The organism is Micromonospora sp. C51 (genome assembly GCF_018070435.1).
Classification (GTDB): Bacteria; Actinomycetota; Actinomycetes; order Mycobacteriales; family Micromonosporaceae; genus Micromonospora; species Micromonospora sediminimaris.
In genome coordinates, this window is the sequence record NZ_JAGPXQ010000007.1 from 24,173 (window position 1) to 47,786 (window position 23,614).

Annotated in this window: 23 protein-coding genes; 6 read left to right on the forward strand and 17 right to left on the reverse strand. The window is 72.3% G+C overall.

Annotated features, from left to right (window positions below):
• Window positions 1-124: 124 nt before the first annotated feature.
• Both KBX50_RS10755 and KBX50_RS10760 read right to left on the reverse strand, forming a co-directional pair.
• The gene (locus KBX50_RS10755; RefSeq protein ID WP_210936719.1) at window positions 125-1,282 is read right to left on the reverse strand and encodes an acyl-CoA desaturase; all 1,158 of its coding nucleotides are present in this window, start codon (window positions 1,280-1,282) and stop codon (window positions 125-127) included.
• A gap of 16 nt (window positions 1,283-1,298) precedes the next feature.
• Window positions 1,299-2,387, reverse strand: coding sequence for a ferredoxin reductase (locus KBX50_RS10760; protein WP_210936721.1), 1,089 nt, complete (start codon window positions 2,385-2,387; stop codon window positions 1,299-1,301).
• An 84-nt stretch (window positions 2,388-2,471) separates the two neighbouring features.
• On the opposite strand from KBX50_RS10760, the gene KBX50_RS10765 reads away from it, so the two are divergent.
• Window positions 2,472-3,719, forward strand: coding sequence for a CdaR family transcriptional regulator (locus tag KBX50_RS10765; RefSeq protein ID WP_210936723.1), 1,248 nt, complete (start codon window positions 2,472-2,474; stop codon window positions 3,717-3,719).
• 40 nt (window positions 3,720-3,759) lie between these two features.
• Here the strand turns inward: KBX50_RS10765 and KBX50_RS10770 are convergent, their stop codons facing one another.
• From KBX50_RS10770 to KBX50_RS10815, 10 genes are all read right to left on the reverse strand, one after another.
• A complete protein-coding gene (locus KBX50_RS10770; RefSeq protein WP_210936725.1) occupies window positions 3,760-5,331 on the reverse strand; it encodes a Na+/H+ antiporter in 1,572 nt (523 codons plus the stop codon).
• An 82-nt stretch (window positions 5,332-5,413) separates the two neighbouring features.
• A complete protein-coding gene (locus KBX50_RS10775) occupies window positions 5,414-6,202 on the reverse strand; it encodes an IclR family transcriptional regulator (RefSeq protein WP_210936727.1) in 789 nt (262 codons plus the stop codon).
• Complete coding sequence (gene pcaC, locus KBX50_RS10780) at window positions 6,199-6,579, reverse strand: 4-carboxymuconolactone decarboxylase (protein ID WP_210936729.1); 381 nt, start codon at window positions 6,577-6,579, stop codon at window positions 6,199-6,201. The genes KBX50_RS10775 and pcaC overlap by 4 nt, the downstream gene beginning before the upstream one ends.
• Window positions 6,576-7,355 (reverse strand): 3-oxoadipate enol-lactonase, encoded by a 780-nt coding sequence (gene pcaD, locus KBX50_RS10785; protein ID WP_307870908.1) that lies wholly within the window; start codon window positions 7,353-7,355, stop codon window positions 6,576-6,578. Before pcaD ends, pcaC begins: the two co-directional genes overlap by 4 nt.
• A complete protein-coding gene (pcaB, locus tag KBX50_RS10790; protein ID WP_210936731.1) occupies window positions 7,352-8,776 on the reverse strand; it encodes a 3-carboxy-cis,cis-muconate cycloisomerase in 1,425 nt (474 codons plus the stop codon). The genes pcaD and pcaB overlap by 4 nt, the downstream gene beginning before the upstream one ends.
• The gene (pcaG, locus tag KBX50_RS10795; protein ID WP_210936733.1) at window positions 8,751-9,317 is read right to left on the reverse strand and encodes a protocatechuate 3,4-dioxygenase subunit alpha; all 567 of its coding nucleotides are present in this window, start codon (window positions 9,315-9,317) and stop codon (window positions 8,751-8,753) included. Before pcaG ends, pcaB begins: the two co-directional genes overlap by 26 nt.
• Window positions 9,310-10,050, reverse strand: a complete 741-nt coding sequence (gene pcaH, locus KBX50_RS10800) for a protocatechuate 3,4-dioxygenase subunit beta (RefSeq protein WP_307870909.1) — start codon at window positions 10,048-10,050, stop codon at window positions 9,310-9,312. Before pcaH ends, pcaG begins: the two co-directional genes overlap by 8 nt.
• Window positions 10,051-10,156: 106 nt before the next feature.
• A complete protein-coding gene (locus tag KBX50_RS10805) occupies window positions 10,157-10,921 on the reverse strand; it encodes a CoA-transferase subunit beta (RefSeq protein WP_210936735.1) in 765 nt (254 codons plus the stop codon).
• The gene (locus tag KBX50_RS10810) at window positions 10,918-11,736 is read right to left on the reverse strand and encodes a CoA transferase subunit A (RefSeq protein ID WP_210936738.1); all 819 of its coding nucleotides are present in this window, start codon (window positions 11,734-11,736) and stop codon (window positions 10,918-10,920) included. The genes KBX50_RS10805 and KBX50_RS10810 overlap by 4 nt, the downstream gene beginning before the upstream one ends.
• A gap of 20 nt (window positions 11,737-11,756) precedes the next feature.
• A complete protein-coding gene (locus KBX50_RS10815) occupies window positions 11,757-12,080 on the reverse strand; it encodes a hypothetical protein (RefSeq protein ID WP_210936740.1) in 324 nt (107 codons plus the stop codon).
• Here KBX50_RS10815 and KBX50_RS10820 point away from each other — a divergent pair.
• The 4 genes from KBX50_RS10820 to KBX50_RS10835 all read left to right on the forward strand — a co-directional run bounded on the left by KBX50_RS10820 (window position 12,079) and on the right by KBX50_RS10835 (window position 18,432).
• Window positions 12,079-13,539, forward strand: a complete 1,461-nt coding sequence (locus tag KBX50_RS10820; RefSeq protein WP_210936742.1) for a benzaldehyde dehydrogenase — start codon at window positions 12,079-12,081, stop codon at window positions 13,537-13,539. The genes KBX50_RS10815 and KBX50_RS10820 overlap by 2 nt on opposite strands.
• Before the next feature lie 17 nt (window positions 13,540-13,556).
• Window positions 13,557-14,726, forward strand: coding sequence for a 4-hydroxybenzoate 3-monooxygenase (locus KBX50_RS10825; protein WP_210936744.1), 1,170 nt, complete (start codon window positions 13,557-13,559; stop codon window positions 14,724-14,726).
• Window positions 14,727-14,864: 138 nt separating this feature from the next.
• Window positions 14,865-16,331, forward strand: coding sequence for a PepSY domain-containing protein (locus KBX50_RS10830; protein WP_210936746.1), 1,467 nt, complete (start codon window positions 14,865-14,867; stop codon window positions 16,329-16,331).
• Window positions 16,332-16,569: 238 nt separating this feature from the next.
• Window positions 16,570-18,432: an adenylyl cyclase gene (locus tag KBX50_RS10835; protein ID WP_210936748.1), complete on the forward strand. Its 1,863-nt coding sequence runs from the start codon at window positions 16,570-16,572 to the stop codon at window positions 18,430-18,432.
• A 46-nt stretch (window positions 18,433-18,478) separates the two neighbouring features.
• On the opposite strand, the gene KBX50_RS10840 is transcribed toward KBX50_RS10835, so the two are convergent.
• The 5 genes from KBX50_RS10840 to KBX50_RS10860 form a co-directional block, all read right to left on the reverse strand.
• Window positions 18,479-18,997 (reverse strand): GNAT family N-acetyltransferase, encoded by a 519-nt coding sequence (locus tag KBX50_RS10840; protein ID WP_210936750.1) that lies wholly within the window; start codon window positions 18,995-18,997, stop codon window positions 18,479-18,481.
• A gap of 106 nt (window positions 18,998-19,103) precedes the next feature.
• The gene (locus KBX50_RS10845) at window positions 19,104-20,033 is read right to left on the reverse strand and encodes an AMP-binding protein (RefSeq protein WP_210936752.1); all 930 of its coding nucleotides are present in this window, start codon (window positions 20,031-20,033) and stop codon (window positions 19,104-19,106) included.
• A complete protein-coding gene (locus KBX50_RS10850) occupies window positions 20,030-20,494 on the reverse strand; it encodes a MaoC family dehydratase (protein ID WP_210936754.1) in 465 nt (154 codons plus the stop codon). Before KBX50_RS10850 ends, KBX50_RS10845 begins: the two co-directional genes overlap by 4 nt.
• Window positions 20,491-21,663, reverse strand: coding sequence for an acyl-CoA dehydrogenase family protein (locus KBX50_RS10855; protein ID WP_210936756.1), 1,173 nt, complete (start codon window positions 21,661-21,663; stop codon window positions 20,491-20,493). The genes KBX50_RS10850 and KBX50_RS10855 overlap by 4 nt, the downstream gene beginning before the upstream one ends.
• A gap of 24 nt (window positions 21,664-21,687) precedes the next feature.
• The gene (locus KBX50_RS10860; protein ID WP_210936758.1) at window positions 21,688-22,833 is read right to left on the reverse strand and encodes an acyl-CoA dehydrogenase family protein; all 1,146 of its coding nucleotides are present in this window, start codon (window positions 22,831-22,833) and stop codon (window positions 21,688-21,690) included.
• An 89-nt stretch (window positions 22,834-22,922) separates the two neighbouring features.
• Here KBX50_RS10860 and KBX50_RS10865 point away from each other — a divergent pair, with 89 nt between their 5' ends.
• The gene (locus KBX50_RS10865; protein ID WP_210936760.1) at window positions 22,923-23,588 is read left to right on the forward strand and encodes a TetR/AcrR family transcriptional regulator; all 666 of its coding nucleotides are present in this window, start codon (window positions 22,923-22,925) and stop codon (window positions 23,586-23,588) included.
• The last annotated feature ends 26 nt before the right edge of the window (window positions 23,589-23,614 follow it).

The following is a 23,614-nucleotide window of genomic DNA, read 5'->3' on the forward strand; positions in this document are numbered from 1 at the left end:
CCACCACCCCCCAGGAACCCTCCTGGTGAGCAACTTCAGGGTTGTTGCCGGGGCAGCGGGCCTCCAGGCAGCAACAACCCTGAAGCTGTCCGAACGGCGGCGGCGCGAGGTGGCGGCGCGGCGGTCAGGCGGCGACGAGTTCCCGGGTGGGGTGGTCGGTGGAGTCGTCGAGCGGGGTGGCGGGGACCGCCGGCTGGCGACGGTTCGGCAGAGCGAGCCGGAAGACCTTCTTCCACGCGGAGAAGACCTGCCGGGGCAGCGAGCCGGTGGTGTACTTCAACCCGTACCTGTCGAACAGCGCCCGGATCTCCGGGGCGATCTCCTGGTAGCGGTTGCTCGGCAGGTCGGGGAAGAGGTGGTGCTCGATCTGGAACGACAGGTTGCCGGTCATGATGTGCATCAGCCGGCTGCCGCTGATGTTGGCCGAGCCCAGCATCTGCCGCACGTACCACTCCCCCCGGGTCTCGCCCTCGATCGAGGTCTTCTCGAAGGTCTCCACCCCCTCCGGGAAGTGCCCGCACATGATCACGGAGTGGCTCCAGAGGTTACGGATCAGGTTAGCGGTGAAGTTGGCAGCCAGGGTGTGCAGGAACGACGGGCCGGACAACACCGGGAACAGCAGGTAGTCCTTGAGGAACTGGCGGCGGATCTTCCGGCCGACCGCGCGGACCCGGCGTCGGAACTCGGGGTCCTTGTGCCCACCGCCCTTCAGCTTGTTGCCCAGGTCGAGGTCGTACGCGGCGATGCCGTACTCGAAGAAGCAGGCGTTGAGGAAGTTGTAGAGCGGCTGGCCCAGGTGAGCCGGGTGCCAGGGCTGGTCCTCGTCGACCCGCATGATGCCGTAGCCGAGGTCGTTGTCCTTGCCGACCACGTTGGTGTACCGGTGGTGCAGCTCGTTGTGCGACTGCTTCCACTGGTCGGCCGGGGCGACGTGGTCCCACTCCCAGCTGGTCGAGTGGATCTTCGGATCGCGCATCCAGTCCCACTGACCGTGCAGGACGTTGTGCCCGATCTCCATGTTCTCCAGGATCTTCGCCACCGACAGCCCGGCGGTGCCGACGATCCAGGCCGGCGGGAACAGCGAGAACAACAACACCACCCGGCTGCTGATCTCCAGCTTCCGCTGCGTCGAGATGACCTTGCGGATGTACGCGGCGTCCCGTTCGCCCCGGGAGGCGATCACCCGCTCCCGGATGGCGTCGAGTTCCTTGCCGAGGGTCTCGATGTCCTCGGCGGTCAGGTGGGCGATCGGGTTCTCGGCCTTCTTCTGGATCACGGTCACGTCGGTGGGTCTCCGATCAGATCTCGAGTTCACACGGGCCGGCGGCGGCGGACACACAGGTCTGCACGCGTACGCCGTCGCCCGGCAGGGCGGTGGTGAGCTGGCCGTTGCGCAGGTCGCGGACCGCGCCCTGGCGCAGCGGCAGCACGCAGCCGAAGCAGATGCCCATCCGGCAGCCCGAGGGCATGAGCACCCCGGCGTTCTCGCCGGCATCCAGCAGCGGGGTGGCGCCGGTGGCCGCCACGGTCACCGACGAACGGGTGAAGGTGACGGTCCCGCCGTCACCGGCGGTGATCACCGTGGGGCGGAACCGCTCGGTGTGCAGGCGGGCGGCCTGGCCGCGAGCCGCCCAGTGCGCCTCGGCCGCGTCGAGCAGCCCGAGCGGGCCACACGCCCAGGTCTGACGGTCCAGGTGGTCGGGGACGAGCGTGTCCAACTCGGCCACGTCGAGCAGGCCCTCGACCTCGGTGTGCCGCTCGATCAGCCGGATGGCACCTCGCTCGGCGAGGCCGCGCAGCTCCGCGCCGAAGACCACGTCCGCGGCGGTGGGCGCCGAGTGCACCAGCACCACGTCGCTGCCGGCCAGCGCACCCGAGCGCAGCATCCCGGCCACCGGGGTGATGCCGCTGCCCGCGGTGAGGAACAGCACCCGCGAGGGTGCCCGCTCCGGCAGCACGAAGTCGCCGCGTGCCTGGTCGAGCTGCACGATGGCGCCCGGCCGGATCCGGCGGACCAGGTGGTTGCTGACCACGCCGTCGGGGATCGCCTTCACCGTAACCGAGATCCGGTCGGCGCGCCGGCTGGGGGCGGAGGTGACCGAGTAGGCCCGCCACTGGCGCACCCCGTCGACGTCGACACCGAGCCGGACGTACTGGCCGGGGACGTGCCCGCGCCAGCTGCGGCCGGGCTGGATCAGCAGGGTGGCCGCGTCCGGCGTCTCCGGGTGCACGGCGAGGATCCGGCCGCGCAGGTCGGCACCGGCGCGGAGCGGAGCGATCAGGTCGAGGTAGTCGCTGGGCAGCACCGGCGTGGTCACCGTCTCGGCGAGCCGCCACAGGCGGCGCCGAAAAGATCTCGTGTCCGGTGGCGGGACGGTGGTGGTCATACGACGATGGTCGCGGCCCGCTGGCATAAACTCTTGGTCTGCGAAGGTAAAGCGATCCACCCCATTTGTGCGGAGCGAACAACCGTGGCGGAACCATCCGTAACGACCAATCGGGCGGCCCGCATCGAACTGGACCAGCGGGTGGCCCGTGAACTGCGCGACCGGCTGCCGCTGGTGGCTGGTCAGACCGTGACCGCGATCACGGCCGAGGTGCCCAGCTACTCCGGCACCCTGACCGGACAGATGCGGGACAAGATAGAGAACGCGGTGCAGATCGCGTTGGGCACCTTCCTGCAACTGCTCGAACAGTCACAGGCCGCCGACCGTCCGCAGGTCAACGACCCGAGCACCCCGCTGGTCCCGGCGCTGGAGGCCGCGTACGCCCTGGGCAGCGGCGAGGCCCGGTCGGGCCGCAGCGTGGACGCGCTGCTGGCCGCGTACCGGGTGGGCGCCCGGGTCTCCTGGCGGGAGCTGGCCGCCGCCACCGTGGCGACCGGCCTGCCCGCCGCCACTGTCGCCGAGTTCGCCGAGTTGATGTTCGCCTACATCGACGAGTTGTCCGCCGCGAGCGTCGCCGGGCATGCCGACGAACTGGCCAGCGTGGGCCGGGCCCGACGGCGCAACCTGGAACGGCTCACCCAGCAGTTGCTCGCCGGTGAGGCGGAGGAGGTGCTGCTGCGCAGCGCCGAGCGGGCCGACTGGCCGGTGCCGCAGACCCTCACCGTGGCGCTGTTGCCACAGGCGAAGCTGCGCGGGGCGCTCGCCCTGCTGGGCGAACACACCCTGGAGAGCAGCGAGGAACTGCCGGCCGGCGAGCCGGGCGAGGAGACCGCGGTGCTACTCGTACCGGACATGCACGGTGACCGGCGCCGGCAGCTCGCCCGGGTGCTGCACGGACGCCGCGCGGTGCTGGGGCCCTGCCGTCCCTGGGCCCGGGTCTGTTCCTCGTACCGGCGGGTGGTCCGGGTGGTCGCGCTCGGTATCGCGCAGCCCACCGACGGCGAACCCCTGGACACCGAACAACACCTGGCCGAACTGCTGCTCAGCGCCGACGTCGAGACGCTCGCCGACCTGCGTACCCGGGTCCTGCAACCCCTCGCCGCGCTGCCCGCCGCCACCGCCGAACGGCTCACCGAGACATTGCGCTCCTGGCTGCTGCATCAGGGACGGCGGGACGACGTCGCCGCCGACCTCTTCGTCCACCCGCAGACCGTGCGCTACCGGATGGGTCAACTGCGCGAACTCTACGGCGACCGCCTCACCGATCCGCGCAGTCTGCTCGACCTCACCGTCGCCCTCGCACTTCCGGCGGGCGGTGCGGCAGCCGGCTGAGCGGAGCCCGCCGCCCGAGCGGCAGCCCGCCGGGCAGCGGTCACTCGGAGGTCGTCGGGCCGAGCAGGCGGATCTCCTCGACATCCAGCCGGGCCTGCAACTCCTGCAACACGGTGTCGTCGATCTCCCGCCGGTCGCGCATCGCGGTGATCTCGCGTCGCTTGTGTTCGAGGGCGGCCAGGCGCAGTTGGCGCTCGACCTCCCGGGCGGTCAGCGACTCATCCTCCGGCTCGGCCTGCATCGCGTTCAGATGACCCGCGTACTCGGCCCGGAGCCGGTGCAGGATCTCCGCCTCGGCACCCACCCGATCGGCGAGGTCGGGCAGCGCGTCGAGGGTGGCCTGGGTGGCGGCCACCTGCGCCTGCCGCGACTCCGCGGCCCGTTCCGGGTCACCGCGCAACCCGGCCCAGGTCATCAGGAACGGCAGGGTGGTGCCCTGCACCAGCATGGTCACCATGATCACCGTGACGACGCCAAAGATGATCAGATCCCGTTCCGGCACCGGGCTGCCGTCCTGCGCGGTCAACGGCACGGCGAGCGCCGCCGCCAGCGACACCGCGCCCCGGAAACCGGCCCAGCCGGCGACCGTACGCACCCGCCAGTTGACCTGGCGGGCGAGCTTCGACTCGCGCCGATCCAGCCGGGCCACGGCGGCGATCAGGTGCAGCCACAGCATCCGCACCGCCACCAGCAGTGCGGCCACCACGAGCGCGATCACGACGGCCCGGCCCAGGGAGACGCTCGTGACGTTCTGCACCGCCCGCGGGATCTGCATGCCGACCAGCACGAAGAGTCCACCGTTGACGAGGAAGGTGGTCAGGTCCCAGAAGGACAGCGCGAGGATCCGGGACCGGGCCCGGATCACCCGGGGACTGGCGTAGGAGAGCATCAGCCCGGCGACCACCACCGCGAGCACCCCACTCTCATGGATGCTGTCGGCGAGCAGGAAGGCGGCGAACGGGGTGAGCACACTCAGCGCGCCCTCCCGCAGCGGATCGTCGAGGCGCTTGCGGATCAGGATCACCACCGTACCGACCACCATGCCGGCGGCGATGCCGCCGAGGAAGGACAGGCCGATCCGCTCGACGAGTTCGAAGGCGTTCGGTGCGGCACCCCCGCCGAGCAGGCCGAGCGCGATGGCGAACAGCACCAGGGCGGTGCCGTCGTTGACCAGGCTCTCCGCGCGCAGGGTGGTCAGCAGGCGGCGGGGCATCCGCTTGGCCAGCCCGGCCACCGCCGCGGCGTCCGTCGGGGCGAGCACCGCGCCGAGCACCCAGGCCACCGCCGGGTCGACACCGAACCGCTGCACGACCAGCGACACCGCGACCATCGTGACCCCGACCAGGCCAACCGCCAGCAACGCGATGACGACGATGTTCGCCCTGATCTCCCGCAGGCTGGTGACCAGGCTCTCCCGGTAGAGGATCGCCGGCAGGAACAGCACCAGCACCACCTCGGGTGCCAGCACCACGTGCGAGAACGGGGGCAGCAGCGCCACCAGGGCACCCAGGCTGATCAGCAGCACCGGCGGCGCGACCCGGTACCGCCCGCCGATGGTGGTGCCCACCAGCACGACGACGCCCAGCGTGATGACCAGCAGCAGCTCGCGCATCTCGCCCCCGTTCGTCGCCCCCCACATGGTGGTACGCCGACGAGCCGCCCCGGGCCGATTCGCCGCAGCGCCCAGACCGGGCTCAGCGACCGGGACCGGCGCTCAGGTCCTCCTCGATGCGCTTGGCGGTGGCCAGCAGCGGCGGCAGCAGCTCCTTGCGGATCATCTCGAACGAGCCTCGGCTGGCGTGGGCGGAGACGTTCACCGCGGCCACCACCGAGCCGTTGTCGCCGTGGATCGGCGCGGCCAGCGACCGCAGCCCCTCCTCCAGCTCCTGGTCGACGAGGGCGTACCCCTGGATGGCGATCTTCGTCAGGAGGCCGCGCAGCTTGGCCGGGTCGGTCACCGTGCGCCGGGTCAGCGGGCGCAGCTGCGCCGTGGCGAGATAGTCGTCCAGCCACCCGGCCGGCTGCGCGGCGAGCAGCACCCGGCCCATCGACGTCGCGTACGCGGGAAAACGGGTGCCGACGCTGATCCCCACCGTCATGATCCGCTTGGTGGGCACCCGGGCGACGTAGACGACCTCATCGCCGTCGAGGACCGACACGGAGCAGGACTCGTGCACCTGCGCCACCAGTGCCTCCATGTGCGGCTGGGCCACCTCGGGCAGGCTCAGGCTGGACAGGTAGGCGTAGCCGAGGTCGAGGATGCGCGGGCGCAGGGAGAACAGCCGCCCGTCGGTGCGTACGTAGCCGAGTTCGACCAGGGTGAGCAGGAAGCGACGGGCGGCGGCCCGGGTCAGCCCGGTGGCGCGGGCCACCTCGCTGAGGGTGAGCTGCGGGTGTTCGGCGTCGAAGGCCCGGATCACGGCGAGACCCCGTTCCAGCGACTGGACGAACTCGCCGGGGCGGGCCGTCGCCTCGTCGCTCACTGGGCCTCCTGCCGCAGAGTCTCCTGGGCCACCTTGAACGCCCGGTTCGCCGCCGGTACGCCAGCGTAGACGGCCACCTGGAGCAGCACCTCCTTCACCTCGTCGGGGGTGAGGCCGTTGCGCAGGGCGGCGCGTACGTGCATGGCCAGTTCCTCGTCGTGGTGCAGGGTGGCCAGCACGGCGAGGGTGATGCAGCTGCGGGTACGCCGGTCCAGCCCCTCCCGGGTCCAGATCTCACCCCACGCGTAGCGGGTGATCAGGTCCTGGAAGTCGGTGGTGAACTCGTCGGTGCCGGCGACAGCCCGGTCGACGTGCGCGTCGCCGAGCACCTGCCGGCGTACCGCCATGCCGGCCTCGTACCGCTGCTGGTCGGTCATCTGCGCACCGCGCCTTCCGGATCGAGGTGGTCCGTGAGCAGTCGGGCGACGGCCTCGGGTTGCTCGACGTTGGCCAGGTGCGCCGCTCCGTCGAGCACCGCCAGGCGGGCCGACGGGATCCGCTCGGCGATGGTGGCCGCCAGGTCGGGTGGGGTCGCCGGATCGTCGGCCGCGGCGATCACGAGCGTCGGGGCGCGGACGGCGGCCAGGTCCGGGCGCAGATCCATCGCGGCGATCGCCTCACAGCAGCCGGCGTACCCGGCGGCAGGTGTGCTGACCAGCATGGTCCGGTACTCGGCGACGACGTCCGGATGGGTCGCGGCGAAGGCGGGAGTGAACCAGCGCTCGACGATCGCGTCGGCGATGCTGTCGAGCCGACCGGCACGGACGGCGGCGGCCCGGGCCCGCCAGCCGTCCGCCGGCCCGAGCAGTGCGGAGGTGCACAGCAGGGCGAGGCGGTCGATCCGCTCGGGGGCGTGCGCGGCCAGCCACATGCCCACCATCCCGCCGAGGGAGAGCCCGGCGTAGTGGACCCGGGTCGCGCTCAGGTCGTCCAGCAGCCGCAGCACCTTCCGGCCGAGCAGGTCGATGGTGTACGGCCCGGCCGGCGCCGCCGAACCGCCGTGGCCGAGATGGTCGTAGCGGACCACGCGGTACCGCTCGGCCAGCGCCGCCACCTGCGGCTGCCACATCGCACCGGTGGTGCCCAGGGAGCTGCCCAGCAGCAGCACCGGCGCGTCCGGCGGGCCGTCGACGGTGGCGTGCAGCGCGGTCACGGCCGTACCTCGCCGTCCGGCCCGCCGGTCTCGGCCGGGTCGTGCGCCGCCCCGGAGTGCGGCCCGCCGGTCTCGGCCGGGTCGTGCGCCGCGTCGCGGTGCAGGTCGAGGGCGCGGTCGATCAGGTGCCCGGTGCTGCCGAGCCAACCGGCCGGGTCGAGGGCGGCGTCGACGTCCGATTCCGACAGGTGGGCGCGCAGGTCCGCCTCGGCCAGCAGCGCCGCCCGGAAGTCGGGCCGGCCGGCGGCGCGGCGGACCAGGTCGTGAGCGGCGGCGCGGCCCAGCGCCGGCGCCAGCCGGGCGGCGACCGCCTCGGCGAGCAGGAGGCCGCCGGTGGCGTCCAGGTTGGCCCGCATCCGCTGCGGACGTATGTCGAGGCCGGCGAGCATCCGGGCGGTACGGGCGGCGGCCCCACCGGCGAGGTGCGTCAGGTCGAGCAGGGGTTCCCACTCGGCGTGCCAGCCACCGCTGGCCCGCTCGTGCTCCTGGCCGGCGGCGGCGAACAACGTGCCGACGAGCCCGGGGCCACGCCGGGCCGCGGCGGTGACCAGCACTGAGTCCACCGGGTTGCGCTTGTGCGGCATCGCCGAGGAGCCACCCCGCCCCGCGCCTCCCTCGGCCACCTCGCCGACCTCGGTCTGCGCGAGCAGGCCCACGTCGAGGGCGATCTTGCCGGTGGCGGCGAGCAGCCCGCCGAGGGCGGCGGCCAGGTCGAGCAGGGGCTGTCGGCGGGTGTGCCAGGGCAACGGGCTCGCCGCCAGGCCCAGCTGCGCGGCGAACCGGTCGACCATCGCCGGCCCGGCCGTGCCGTACGCGGCGAGGGTGCCGACCGCCCCGCCGAGCTGCGCGGGCAGGCCGGAACGCGCCGCGGCCAGCCGGGTCCGCGCCTCCACCAGGCCGACCAGCCAGCCGGCCGCCTTGAGCCCGAAGGTGGTCGGTGCGGCCTGCTGGCCGAGGGTGCGGGCGACCATCAGGGTGTCGCGATGGGTTCGGGCCAGCCGGGCGGCGGCGTCAGCGGCGTCGGCGAGGTGCCGCAGCAGCGGCTCGGCGGCCCGGGCCGCCACCAGCGACAGGGCGGTGTCGAGCACGTCCTGGCTGGTGGCGCCGTGGTGCACCCAGGGCCGGGCCGCCTCGGCGACCGCAGCGGTCAGCTCCCGCACCAGCGGGACGACGGGGTTGCCGGCCGCCTCGGCCGCTGCGCCGAGCGCGGCCGGGTCGTACCGCTCGGCGCGGCACTGCCGGACGATCTCGTCGGCGGCCGGGGCCGGTAGCAGCCCGACGTCGGCACCGGCCCGGGCCAGGGCGGCCTCCGCGTCCAGCAGCGCCCGCAGCAGGGCGTGATCGCCGAGTTCGGCGTCGACGTCCGGCGTGCCGGAGAGCCCGCGCAGCAGTGCCTCAGACGGCGAAGAAGACGGTCTCATGCTCTCCCTGAAGGCGGATGTCGAACTCGAACCCGTCCGTGGCCGGCCGGGCCAGCAGCGTGTCACGACGCTGCGGGTCGACGGTACGCAGCACCGGGTCGGTGGCGTTGGCCGCCTCGCCGGGAAAGTAGACCCGGGTGACGAGGCGGTGCAGCAGCCCCCGCCCGAACACCGACAGCGTCAGGTGCGGTGCCTCGGTGTCGCCGTCGAAGGTGGGCAGCGGCCCCGGCTTGACGGTGTGCAGGGCGTACTGGCCGTCGGTGGTCTCGGCGCGACCGAAACCCCGGAAACCGGGGACCGTCGGTGGCCGGGCGCCACGCGGGTCGTCGGGGTGGTCGAAGCGCCCGTCGGGGTCGGCCTGCCAGCTCTCCACCATCGCGTCGGCCACGGCCGCGCCGGTGCCGTCGACGATCCGGCCACGCAGCCAGAACGCCCCGGGGGTGCCCTCCGGCACCACGTACGGCCCGTCGGGCCAGCGCAGGCCGATGTGCAGGTACGGCCCGACGGTCTGGGCGGGCGTCACGCCCAGCGACTCACTCATCGTCGTCCTCGTCCTCGAACACGGTGGCCTCCCGGCCCCGCAGCACGATGTCGAACTCGTAGGCCAGCGCCCATTCGGGGCGGGTGGCGGCGTGGTCGTAGCGGGCCACCATCCGCTGTCGGGCCCGCTCGTCGCGGACCGAGTTGAAGATCGGGTCCTGGAAGAACAGCGGGTCGCCCGGGAAGTACATCTGGGTCACCAGGCGCTGGGTGAAGGCGCGGCCGAAGAGGGAGAAGTGGATGTGCGCGGGCCGCCAGGCGTTGTCGTGGTTGCGCCACGGGTAGGCACCGGGCTGCACGGTGACGAAGCGGTAGCGCCCGTCCGCGTCGGTCAGGGCGCGCCCGACGCCGGTGAAGTTCGGGTCCAGCGGCGCCGGCCAGGTGTCGGCGGCGTGCCGGTAGCGGCCGGCGGCGTTGGCCTGCCAGATCTCGACAAGGCTGTGCGGCACCGCGTGGCCGTCGCCGTCGAGGACCCGGCCGTGCACGATGATCCGTTGCCCGAGGGGCTCACCGTCGTGCTGGCGGGTCAGGTCGTGGTCCAGCTCGCCGAGGCGGCCCTCGCCGAGCAGCGGGCCGGTGACCTCGGTGAGCCGCTGCGGCAGGTAGGTCAACGGCTGCTGCGGTGCCCGGGTCACCGTCGACCGGTAGCCGGGGCTGAGCAGCGGCGGGTGGGCGTCGACATCGTCGCGCCGGTAGCTCGGCAGGATCAGTTTCCGCTCGGCGTCCTGGGTCACGGCCGCTCCTCCCCTTCAGTCGATCCGAGTATCCGCGACCCGAAGGATTCGAGCGGGTGCCCGCCGACGATCGCACCGCCCGGCGGTTCGGGCTGAGGCTGGTCGGTCATGCCGCCGCCCGCATGGTCGCTTCGAGGGCGCGCAGCACGGTGAGTTCCTCGGCGGTGGGCGGCTCGTTGATGCTCAGGTCGTCGGCGACGGCGAGCGGCCAGCCGGTGGCCTCGCGGACCCGCTCGACCGTGACGCCCGGGTGCAGCCGGGTGAGGGTGAGTTCGCAGCTGTCCGGGTCGGCCTCGAGGACGCCGAGGTCGGTGATGACGGTGCGGGGTCCACCGCCGCGTAGACCGAGCCGGGCCCGGTCGCCGGGGCCGCCGCCGTAGCCGACCGAGGTGACGAAGTCGACGCGTTCGGTGAAGGTACGCCGGCTCTGCCGGACGATCACCACCACCTCGCCGCAGGAGGCGGCGATCTCGGGAGCGCCGCCGGCGCCGGGCAGGCGCACCTTCGGGTCGGTGTAGTCGCCACCGATGACCGTGGTGTTGATGTTGCCGTACCGATCGAGCTGCGCGGCGCCGAGGAACCCGACGTCGATGCGCCCGGGTTGCAGCCAGTAGTTGAACACCTCGGGCACCGAGATCACCGCGTCGGCGGTGTCGGCGAGCACGCCGTCACCGATGGACAGCGGCAGCCGATCGGGTTTGGCGCCGAGACAACCGGACTCGTAGATCAGCACCAGGTCGGGCGCGTGGGTGGCGCGGGCCAGGTTCGCCGCGGTGCTGGGCAGGCCGATCCCGACGAAGCAGGCGGTGCCGTCGCGCAGTTGCCGGGCCGCCGCCACCGTCATCATCTCGTCGGCGGTGTACTGACTCATGCCTTCGCCCCCGCGTTCTGCACGTGGCGTTCGATCCAGTCCTGGAAGGTGTCACGGTCCCGGCTGATCTCGTCCCAGGCGACGTAGAAGGCGTTGTCCCGCACCGAGTAGCCGTGCGCGTACGAGGGGTGGGCGCCGCCGGGTACGTGCGCCACGGCGGTGATCGCCCAGCCGGGCAGCACCACCTGGCCGGGTACGGGGGTCAGCTCGTCGACGATCTCCTCGACGGTGACCAGGGACCGGCGGGCGGCGAGCACCGCCTCCTTCTGCACGCCGGTGATGCCCCACATCTGCACGTTGCCGGCGCGGTCGGCGCGCTGGGCGTGCACCACTGTCACGTCGGGGTTCAGCGCGGGGACCGCGGTCAGTGTCTCCCCGGTGAACGGGCAGTCGATGCTGCGGATGTTGGTGGTGTGCCGGGGCAGGTCGGTGCCGGTGTAGCCGCGCAGCACGGCGAACGGCAGGCCGGAGGCACCGGCGACATAGCGGTTGGCCATCCCGGCGTGGCTGTGTTCCTCCAGCTCCAGTGGGACGGGCCAGGAGTTCTGCACGGCGTCGCGGAAGCGGTGCAGCGACCCCACGCCGGGGTTGCCGCCCCAGGAGAAGACCAGGCGGCGGGCGCAGCCGGCGCCGATGAGCTGGTCGTAGATGACGTCGGGGGTCATCCGCACCAGGGTCAGGTCGCGCCGCTCCTGCCGGATGATCTCGTGGCCGGTGGCGAACGGGATCAGGTGGGTGAATCCCTCCAGCGCCACCGTGTCCCCGTCGCGGACCAGCTCCGCGACGCCGTCGGCAAGCGAGACGAGCTTCGCCATGAGCCTCCCTGCCTCCTGTGTCACACACCCACCGACCGCTGTTCGGTATGCGGACCGGCGTACTTATCTCGAACGTAATCGGCGTTGGTGACGTTCGTCAACGCGCCCCGGCCGGCCGGATTCACCCGTCCGACCTGTCGCAGAAATGTTGCGGTGATCCGTTGACGCGAGCCGAGTCCCGTGCAAATGTCCTTGATGAGAACGCCTGTTCGGCAAGCGAACAAGCGACGCGCGCGGTCGGCCTTGGCTACCGCCGGGCCGCCGCACGTACCAGGCGTGGCCGTAACCATCCCGCCGGCCACCGCCCGCGGCTGTCCCACCTGCGGCGCAAGGAGGATCACCATGCCCCTGCTCGACACCGACACCTGGCACGGCCGGATCTACAGCGACGGCTGGGTGCGGGCCTCCGGCGGCACCGCCACCGTTCGTGCCCCCGCCACTGGCGAGGAGATCGGCCAGGTCGGCGTGGCCGACGCCGACGACGTCGCGCGGGCCAGCATCCGGGCCGCCGCCGCGCAGCGGGCCTGGGCCGCCACCAGCTACACCGAGCGGGCCGCCGTGCTACGCCGGGCCGGCGCGTTGTGGGAGCAGCACGCCGCCGAGGTCGGCGAGTGGGTGGTCCGCGAGTCCGGGTCGATCCCGCCCAAGGGCGGCCTGGAGACCGGCACCGCCGCGCAGGAGTGCTACGAGGCCGCGACGCTGCCCTCGCAGTCGCTCGGTGAGATCATCCCGAGCGCTCAGCCCCGACTGAGCCTGGCCCGCCGGCTACCGGTCGGCGTGGTGGGCGTCATCTCGCCGTTCAACGCTCCGCTGATCCTGGCGATCCGCTCGGTTGCCCCGGCGCTGGCGCTGGGCAACGCGGTGGTGCTCAAACCGGACCTGCGTACGGCGGTCTGCGGTGGGCTGTCCATCGCCCGGGTCTTCGAGGAGGCGGGGCTGCCCGAGGGCCTGCTGCACGTACTGCCGGGCGGCGTCGCGACCGGCGAGGCGCTGGTCGCCGACCCGCGCGTACGGGTGATCAGCTTCACCGGGTCGTCCGCCGCGGGCCGCAAGGTCGGTGAGGCCGCAGCGCGGCACCTGAAGCGGGCGCACCTGGAGCTGGGTGGCAACTCGGCGCTGGTGGTGCTCGACGACGCGGACCTGGACCTCGCCGTCTCGGCCGGTGCCTGGGGTTCCTTCCTGCACCAGGGCCAGATCTGCATGACCACCGGCCGGCACCTGGTGCACGAGAGCCTCGCCGAGCGGTACGTCACCGAGTTGGCCGCCAAGGCCGACCACCTGCCGGTCGGTGACCCCGCCAAGGAGCAGGTGGCGCTCGGGCCGATCATCGACGAGGCGCAGCGCGACAAGATCCACGCGCTGGTCACGTCGAGCGTGGACGCGGGCGCCCGGCTGGCTGCCGGTGGCAGCTACGAGGGGCTGTTCTACCGGCCCACCGTGCTCGCCGATGTCACCCCGACCACCCCGGCGTACGCGCAGGAGGTGTTCGGCCCGGTCGCCCCGGTGCTCAGCTTCTCCGACCTGGACGAGGCGGCGGCGCTGGCCGGTGCCAGCGAGTACGGGCTGTCGCTGGGCATCCTCAGCCGCGACGTGATGAAGGCGATGGCGCTGGCCGAGCGCATTCCCAGTGGCATCGTGCACATCAACGACCAGACCGTCAGCGACGAGGCGGTGGCGCCGTTCGGCGGAGTCGGCGCCTCCGGCACCGGTTCCCGCTTCGGTGGGGCGGCGGCGAACATCGAGGCGTTCACCGAGACCCAGTGGCTCACGATGCAGGGCGACATCACCCGCTACCCGTTCTAGGCCCCAAGGAGGCATGGATGCGTACCCAGGTCGGCATCATCGGAGCGGGACCGGCCGGTCTCATGCTGTCGCACCTGCTGCACCGGCACGGGATCGACTCGGTGGTGATCGAGAGCCGCAGCCGGGAGTACGTGGAGCACCGGCTGCGCGCGGGCGTGCTCGAACAGGGCTCGGTCGACCTGCTGCGGGACACCGGCCTGGGGGCACGCCTGGACCGGGAGGGGATGCGGCACGAGGGCATCGAGCTGCGCTTCGACGGCGAATCGCACCGGGTGCCGATGACCGAGCTGACCGGCCGGGCGATCACCGTGTACGGCCAGCAGGAAGTGGTCAAGGACATGATCGCCGCCCGGCTGGCGGCCGGCGGGACGATCCTGTTCGAGGCACCCGCCGACCGACTGTCCGGACTGGACACCGCCCCGGTGATCCACTTCCGGCACCAGGGCCGGGACGAGGAGCTGCACTGCGACTTCGTGGTCGGTTGCGACGGCTACCACGGGATCAGCCGGCCGACCGTACCCGACGGGGTGCTGACCACCTACGAGCGCACCTACCCGTTCGCCTGGCTGGGCGTCCTCGCCGCCGCCCCGCCTGCCGTGGAGGAGCTGATCTACGCCCACCACGAACGCGGCTTCGCCCTCTACAGCATGCGCTCCCCGCAGATCTCCCGGCTGTACCTCCAGGTGCCGGCCGACGAGGACATCGCCGACTGGCCGGACGAGCGGATCTGGGCCGAACTGCGGACCCGGTTGGAGACGGTGCCGAACTGGACGCTCAACGAGGGGCCGGTGCTGGAGAAGTCGATCACCCCGCTGCGCAGCCTGGTGGTCGAGCCGATGCAGTGGCAGCGGCTGTACCTGGCCGGCGACGCGGTGCACATCGTGCCGCCGACCGGCGCCAAGGGCATGAACCTGGCCCTCGCCGACGTCGCGTTGCTCGGTGACGCCTTCGCCGCCTGGTACGCCGACGGCAGCACCCATCTACTGAACGGCTACTCGCGTACCGCGCTGCGCCGGGTCTGGCGGGCGCAGCAGTTCTCCTGGTGGATGACCTCGATGCTGCACCGGCTCAACGCCGACGACCCGTACGAGGCGAAGCTCCAGTCGGCGACCCTGCGGTACGTCACCACCTCCCCGGCGTACGCGACGAGCCTCGCGGAGAACTACGTCGGTTTACCCGAGGTCTGAGTAAACGTCGGGAACCAGCACGGCCCGCCGTCCGACTAGGTGATCGAGCGGCGGGCGTCCGGGCGACGGCAGGCAGCACTGACCCGAAGGGCACGGGCCAGGTCCGCAGCATGACCTCCCAACCCGATCGGAACACGCATGTCTCTGACCGAATTGTCCGGCGAGCCCGCGCCGGAGTCCCTCCCCCGCCCGGCACCCGCAGCGCCTGCCCGACCACCACGACGTGCCGCCCCGCTGGGCGCACTGCTGCTTCGCCTGCACTTCTACGCCGGGGTCCTGGTCGCCCCGTTCCTGGTGGTCGCCGCGCTGACCGGCCTGGCGTACACCGTCACGCCGCAGTTGGACCAGCTTCGCTACGGCGACCAGCTCACCGTCGCCAGCGTCGGCGAGCAACCGAGGTCGTTGGCCGACCAGGTCACCGCAGCCCGCAACGCCCACCCGACCGGCGATCTGGTGTCGGTGGCCCCGGGTACCGGCGGCCAGACGACCCGGGTCGTCTTCGCCCTTGAAGAGTTGGGCGAGAAGCAGCACACGGTCTACGTCGACCCGTACACCGGGGAGGTTCGCGGGCAGCTGACCACCTGGTTCGGCTCCACCCCGGCCACCACCTGGCTCGACGACCTGCACCGCAACCTGCACCTGGGCGACCTCGGGCGGCACTACTCCGAGATCGCCGCCAGCTGGCTGTGGGTACTGGCGCTAGGCGGCATCGTCCTGTGGTGGCGTCGCCGGAACAACGGACGTGGTCGCGCGAAGCACCTGCTGGTGCCGGACCTGTCCGCCGCCAAGGGGGTACGGCGGACCCGGAGCTGGCACGCCACCACCGGCGTCTGGCTCGCCGTCGGGTTGCTGTTCCTCGCCGCCACCGGGCTGACCTGGTCCCGCTTCGCCGGTGCGAACTTCGGCGCCGGGCTGGACGCGCTCGACGCCCGGCGGCCGGTGCTGTCCACCACGTTGGACGGTGCCCCGACTGCCGGTGGTGGCGAGCACCAGCACGGCGGCACGTCATCGCCGGCAGCTGCCGACCCGGCCACCTTCGACCGGGTCCTGGCGGTGGCCCGCGACGCGGGCCTGTCCGGGCCGGTCGAGATCAGCCCGGGCGCGTCCGGTACCGCCTGGGCGGTCGCCCAGACCGACAACACCTGGCCGGTGCGGCTGGACCAGGTCGCCGTCGACCCGGCCAGCAGTACGGTCACGGCGCGCAACGACTTCGCCGACTGGTCGCTGCTGGCCAAGCTCAGCGCCCTCGGCGTACAGGCCCACATGGGGTTGCTCTTCGGCGTGGTCAACCAGATCCTGCTGGCCGCGCTGGCCGTCGGTCTGCTCTGCGTCATCGTGTGGGGCTACCGGATGTGGTGGCAGCGCCGCCCGACCCGGGCCGACCGGCGGGCCCCGGTGGGCGCGCCACCGGCGCGTGGTGGCCTGCGCGGGCTGCCGTGGTGGGTGGTGCTGCTCGGCGTGCCGGTGATCGCCGCGGTCGGCTGGGCGCTGCCGTGGTTCGGCATCCCGTTGCTCGGCTTCCTCGTCGTCGACGTCGTCGTCGGCGTGCTCGCCCGCCGACGTGCCGGCCGCCGAGGCGATCCCGCCTCCACCCCGGCCGGGTGACCTCGACACCGTTCCGGCGGGCGCTCGCCTTCCGGTTCCGACGTTCCGCCGGATCGGTGTCGATCGTGGATTCACCCGCTTCAGGCATGGCGCGCGGCGGCGTCACGGGGTAGAAACATCTGGACCCCGTTTCTTCACACCGTGATACAAGTTCGCTGGACGAGAGAGCGCTCTCACAGACCTGGTCCACCGTGTCGTCGGGCCCGCCCTCAACCGGCCCGACGGGAAGGACGAACGCATGCCGACCCCACCACCACACCGGCGACTCGGCCGGGCACTGGCCGTCGGGCTGGTGCTTACCACCGCCGCGGTAGCCACGAACACCCCGGTCAGCGCGGGCCCACCCCGACCGACCGGCCCCACCTTCGGGCCCAACGTCAAGATCTTCGACCCGAGCATGCCGGTCAGCCAGATCCAGGCGACCCTCGACGCGGCGCACGCCGCGCAGGTCGACAACGAGATGGGCACCACCCGGCACGCCTACCTGTTCCGGCCGGGCCACTACGGCACTGCCGACCAGCCACTTCAGATCAAGGTGGGCTACTACACCGAGATCTCCGGCCTGGGAGCCTCCCCCACCGACGTGGTCATCAACGGCAAGGTCGAGGCGTACAACCGCTGCCTCACCGAGGGCGGCACCGGCAACTGCATCGCGCTCGTCAACTTCTGGCGCACGCTGAGCAACCTGTCGCTGCGGATCAACGCCGCCGGCCAGGACGACTGCCGCGCCACGGCCAACTTCTGGGCGGTGTCCCAGGCCGTGTCGATGCGCCGGCTCGACATCAGCGGCGGCGGACTGTCCCTGATGGACTACTGCACCAACGGGCCGCAGTACGCCAGCGGCGGCTTCATCGCCGACTCCCGGCTGCCGGCCACCACCAACGGCTCACAGCAGCAGTGGCTCACCCGCAACAGCGAGGTGGAGAGCTGGTCCAACGCCGTATGGAACCAGGTGTTCGCCGGGGTGGTCGGCGCACCCGACGACGCCGGGTTCCCCGACCCGCCGTACACCACGCTCGACACCACCCCGTTGAGCCGGGAGAAGCCGTACCTCTTCGTCGACGCCAGGGGCAAGTACCAGGTCCGGGTGCCGGCCGTGCGCCGCGACACGCGCGGCATCACCTGGGGTACCCGGATGACGCCGGGACGGACCATCCCGATCAGCGACTTCTTCGTCGCCCGGCCGTCCGATCCGGTGCACGTCATCAACCGTGAACTCGCCCGGGGCCGACACCTGCTGCTCACCCCCGGGGTGTACGACGTGGCCCGCAGCATCGAGGTCCGCCGGCCCGACACGATCGTGCTCGGCATCGGGCACGCCACCCTGACCGCGGTCGACGGCGCGGTGCCGCTCAACGTCGCCGGGGTGCCCGGCGTGGTCGTCGCCGGGGTCACCATCGACGCGGGTCTGAAGGAATCACCGGTGCTGCTGCGGGTCGGCCGTGAGCACGGCCGTAACCACAGCACCCCGCGCAACCCGATCACGCTCTCCGACGTGTACTTCCGGGTCGGCGGCCCGCACATCGGCAAGACGGACACCGCGCTGGAGGTCAACAGCGACCACGTCCTGATCGACCACACCTGGGTGTGGCGGGGCGACCACGGTGTCGAGGGCTTCACCGAGGGCGTCAACGGCGACACCGACCGCTGGCGTACCAACACCGGCCGCTACGGCGTCGTCGTCAACGGCGACCACGTCACCGCCACCGGCCTCTTCGTCGAGCACTTCCAGCGGTACAACACCGTGTGGAACGGTGAGCACGGCACCACGATCCTCTACCAGAACGAGCTGCCCTACGACCCGCCCACCCAGGCGGACTGGCACAACGGCACGGTCAACGGGTGGGCCGGCTACAAGGTCGGCGACCGGGTCCGCCACCACACGCTGCACGGTGGAGGGGTGTACGTGTTCAACCAGAACAACCCGTCGATCCGTACCGAGAACGGCTTCGAGGTGCCGGTGCGACCCGGCATCCGGCTGCACCACATCATGACGGTGAACCTCAGCGCCGGCACCATCGACCACGTGGTCAACGGCGTCGGCGAGGCGGCCGACATGGACCGGGTCGGCGCTCCGGTCTACCTGGAGCAGTACCCGTAGCACCGCAGGCGGGGGCCGGCGGCTCGCCGGTCCCCGCCGACACGGTTCAGTCCACCACCGGACTGCGGCGCTCCAGCAGGACGACGTCGCGCCAGCGGCCGTGGTGGCGGCCCACCCGCTCGCGGGTGCCGACCACCCGGAAACCGGCCCGCCGGTGCAGCGCCAGGCTGGCGGTGTTCTCCGGGAAGACGCCGGACTGGATCGTCCAGATGCCCGCCGCGTCGGTCGACTCGACCAGCGCGTCGAGCAGCAGCCGGGCCACGCCCCGGCCCTGGGCGACCGGGTCGACGTAGACGGAGTGCTCCACCACCCCGGCGTAGACCGCCCGGGCAGAGGTCGGCGACACGGCGATCCAGCCGATGAGCGTCCCGTCCCCGTCGACCGCCACCAGCCGGTGCGCCGACAGCCGGCCGGCGTCGAAGTCGGCCCAGGACGGCGCGACGGTCTCGAAGCTCGCGTTTCCGCCGTCCAGCCCGGCCTGGTAGATCTCCAGTACCCGGTCGGCGTCGTCCGCCGTCATCGGGCGCAGCCGCACCTCCGCCGTCACCGGCTCGTTTCCGGTCATGGGCGAATCGTAGGCGAGGGCGTCGGACGGCCCCGCACGGCGATCGGAACCACGTCGTTCGCCGGGTCGGATCCGACCCGCCCGGCGACCACTTCGGGCCACCGCGCTAGCTTTCAGGCCCCCGCCGGTACCGCTCGTCGGGGCAGCCCAGCCGACGCGAGCGCAGCCGCCGGGCCGGGCGCGCCGCGCCGGCGGGTCGGCCCGACGTAGGCGAGTCGCGCTCCCCCTCGGCCACGTGGACGACCGTGTCGAAGGTGATGACGAAGCGCTGCCGCAGGGACGGCGGCAGCGGTGCCCGGCTCACGCAGCGACGCAGCCGGGGCAACGCCCGGCGGCCCCGGGCCGCGTCGAGCAGGGCCGCGTACATCGCCGCCGTGCCGTGGAAGACGGTGACCTCCTCCCGCAGCATGAGGTCAAGCGCCGCCGGGCCGGTGAAGCGGCTCAGCAGCACCAGGGTCGCCCCCGCCCGGAAGGTGCCGGTCAGGGCGACCGCCCGGCCGAACCGGCCGCCCAGCGGCAGGCAGCCGAGCACCACGTCGGTGCCGTCCGGCTCGGCGGCCGGGTCGACGTCGAGGTCCGCGAGCGTGGCGGCGCCGCCGGGTGGGGTGTCACAGAGATCTTCCAACCGGGGTACGCCGGACAGGCCCCGGGCCGGGCCGACGGTGAGCAGCGGTACGCCGGCCCGCGCACTGAGCCGCCGCCCAGCCGCCAGTTGCGAGGTGTGGCAGACCAGCAGCCTCGCCTCCCGGGCCAGATGGTCGGCGTGCGGACCGACCGGAACGCCGACCGGTAGGACTACCGCACCGGCGGCGAGAGCGCCGTAGTAGACCCGGGGGAAATCCACCACGTTCGGCGCGAGCAGGGCCACCGCGTCGCCGTCGCGGACCCCGGCGGCCCGCAGCCCGGCGCCGTAGCAGCGGGCCTCCAACCACAACTCGGCGTACGTGACGCGGACCCGGCCGTCGACGACGGCGACGGTGTCGGCGTGCCGGTCGGCGGAACCGGCCAGCACGGTCGCCGGGGAGAGCGCGGTCATCGGGGCGGGTCCACGTACAACCGGCTCACCGTCTCGGCCACGCAGACCGGCTTGCCGCCACCGTCGCCGTCCACGGTCGCCGTGGCCACCAGCTGCGCCCCGCCGTCGAACGGGCTGACCTGGTCGATCGTGGCGACGACCCGCACCGAGCTGCCGACGCGTACCGGTGCGGGGAAACGGACCCGGTTGAGGCCGTAGTTGACCCCCATCCGCACCCCGTCCACCCGGTACAGGCGGCCGACCAGCGCGGGCAGCAGGGCGAGCGTCAGGTAGCCGTGGGCGATGGTGCCGCCGTACGGCCCGGCCGCCGCCCGCTCCTGGTCGAGGTGGATCCACTGGTGGTCGTCGGTGGCGTCGGCGAACCTGTCGACCCGGCGCTGGTCGATGGGAAACCACGGGCCCGGCCCGAGTCGCTCGCCGACCGCGCCGGCCAACTCGTCGATGCTGGCGAAGCGCCTCATCCCAGATGCCCTCCGAGCTTCGTGTACCCGCGCAGCAGGTCACGGGAAATGATCAGTCGCTGCATCTCGTCGGTGCCCTCGAAGATCCGGTACAGCCGCACCTGCCGGTACCAGCGTTCGATCGGCAGCTCGCGGGTGTAGCCCATCCCGCCGTGGATCTGCATGACCCGGTCGACCACCCGGTTGACCATCCCGGCGCCGTAGAGCTTCGCCATCGAGGAGGCGTGCCTCGGGTCCAGACCGGCGTCGACCGTCCAGGCGGCGCGCAGGATGAGCCAGCGGGCCGCCTCAAGTTCGGTCTCCGAGTCGGCGATCATCCACTGGATGGCCTGGTTGGTGCCGATCCTGGCCCCGAAGGTCTCCCGGGTGTTGGCGTGGTCGATGGCCATCCGCAGCGCGCGTTCGGCGATGCCGACGGCGTGCGAGGGGATGGTGTAGCGCCCCTTGCCGATCCACTGCATGGCCAGGGTGAAGCCCTGCCCGACCTCGCCGAGGATGTTGCGGTTCGGCACCCGTACGTCGTCGAAGAACAGCGAGGCGGGCCCGCCCTCGCCCATGGTGGGGATGAACTCCGACCGCCAGCCCATCGCCCGGTCCACCAGGAACGCGGTCGCCCCGCCGTTGCGGGCCCCGCGCTCGGGGTTGGTGACCGCGATGACGATGGCGAAGTCCGCCTCGTTGCCGCCGGTGATGAAGGTCTTCTCGCCGTTGAGGATCCAGTCGTCGCCGTCGCGGCGGGCCCGGAACCGGATGTTCGCGGCGTCGGAGCCGGCGCCCGGCTCGGTGATGGCGAAGCAGGAGTTCCGCTCCCCCTCGATGGTTGGCAGCAGGAACTCCTGCCGCTGTTCCTCGGTGGCGTGGAAGAGGATGTTGTCCGCCTCGCCGCCGAAGCGGAACGGCACGAAGGTGCGGCCGATCTCCGTCCAGATCAGCGACTGGACGACGGCCGGCAGGTCCATGCCGCCGTACTCCGCTGGCGTGGCCAACCCCCAGAAGCCGAACTTGCGGGCCTTGAGCTGCAACTCCCTCAGCTCGGAGCGTTCCAGGCCGGGCTGGTGGGCCCGCTCGCGGCGCAGCAGCTCCTGCTCCAGCGGCATGACCTCGCGGGTGATGAAGTCGCGGGCGGTGTCGCGGATGGCCCGTTCCTCGTCGGACAGCCCGAAGTCCATGTGCTCACGGTTCCTCTCCCGAATTCAGAAGGCGTTGACGCCGGTGAGCGCCCGCCCGATGAGTAACTGTTGGATCTGGCTGGTGCCCTCGTAGAGGGTGGCGACGCGGGCGTCGCGCAGGTACTTGCCGACCGGGTACTCGTCGATGTAGCCGTACCCGCCGAAGACCTGGATGGCGTCGTTGGCCGCGCGGACGGCGGCCTCGCTGGCGAACAGCTTCGCCATCGACGCTTCGGTGGCGAACGGCTGGCCCCGGTCGATCAGGTCGGCGACCCGCCAGACCAGCAGCCGCGCGGCAGCGGTGTCGACCGCGATGCCGGCGAGCAGCTGCTGCACGAGCTGGTGCCCGGCGATCGGCTTGCCGAACTGCGTACGCGTTCCGGCGTAGCCGACGGCGGCGTCCAGGCAGCCCTGCGCGATGCCGACGCAGCCGGCGGCGACCGACATCCGGCCCTTGGCGAGGGTGCCCAGCGCCAGCTTGAAGCCGGCACCGCAGTCGCCGAGACGGGCGGTGTCGGGCACCCGGACGGCGTCGAGGACGAGTTCGGCGGTGGCCTGCCCGCGCAGGCCCAGCTTGCCCTTGATCTCCGACCGGGTCAGGCCGGGGCTGTCGGTCGGCACCAGGAACGCGGTGATCCCCCGGTGGCCCGGTCCGGTACGGGCGAAGAGCAGCGCCACGTCGGCGGTGGTGCCGTTGGTGATGAACGTCTTGCGGCCGGTCAGCAGCCAGTCGTCGCCGTCACGCACGGCGCGGGTGGTCAGCGCCGCCGCGTCCGAGCCGCTGTCCGGTTCGGTGAGCGCGAAGCAGCCGAGCGCGGTGCCGGAGCAGAGCGCGGGCAGCCACCGTTCGCGCTGCTCCGGGGTGCCGTGGGTGGCGATCGACTTGGCGACCAGGCCGAGCGAGACCGACACGATGCCCCGGACGGCGGAGTCACCCCGGCCGAGTTCCTCAAGCACCAGGCAGTACGCGAGGTGGTCGCCGCCGGATCCGCCGTACTCCTCGGCGATGGTGAGGCCGAGGAAGCCGACCTCGCCGAGCTTGCCGACGATGCCGGGGTCGACCGCCTCGCGCCGGTCCCAGGCCGCCGCGTGCGGCACCACCTCGCGGTTGACGAAGTCGGCGGCGAGCGAACGGACCGCGACCTGCTCGGCGGAGAGGTGAAGGTCCATGGCAGTAAACTAGCGGTGCAAGTTTTAAGCTGTCCAGACCCCGGTGTGGCAAAGTTCCCGGCGAGCCACCCACCCGAAGGAGGACACCCATGCCCCGGCCGCGACAAGCCCTGCTCAGCAGGGAGCGGATCGTCGAGGCCGCCGCCGCGTTGATCGACGCCGACGGGCTCGACGCGTTCTCCACCCGCCGGCTCGCCGCCGCGCTCGGCGTGCGCGGACCCTCGCTGTACAACCACTTCGGCACCAAGGACGAGATCCTCGACGCGGTCGCGGACAGCATCACCGGCCAGGTCGACGTGTCGTTCTTCGCCGAGGTGGACTGGCGGGAGGCGCTGCGCCGCTGGGGCCACTCCTACCGGGCCGCTCTCGCCGCCCATCCGAACATCGTGCCGCACCTGGCCCAGGGCCCGGGCCGACGCCCGGCGGCCCTGGCGATGGCCGACGCCGTCTACGGCGGGCTGGTCGCGGCGGGTTGGCCACCTGCCCGGGCGACGCACATCGGCGCGCTGATGCGCTACTTCGTGATGGGTTCCGCGCTCAGTTCCTTCGCCCAGGGCTTCCTGAAGGATCCGGGGCTCTACGCGGAGCAGTACCCGCACCTGAGCCAGGCCCACCGCCTCGCCGAGCACCAGCACCAGGTCGACGAGGGCGCCTTCACCCTGGGCCTGGAAGCACTAATCGACGGGCTGTCGCACACCTACGAACGCGTCGTCGGCCCGCTGCCACCCCTCCCGCCGGCCGGCCCGGCGTACTAGAGTCCAAACTTGCACCGCTAGTTTTA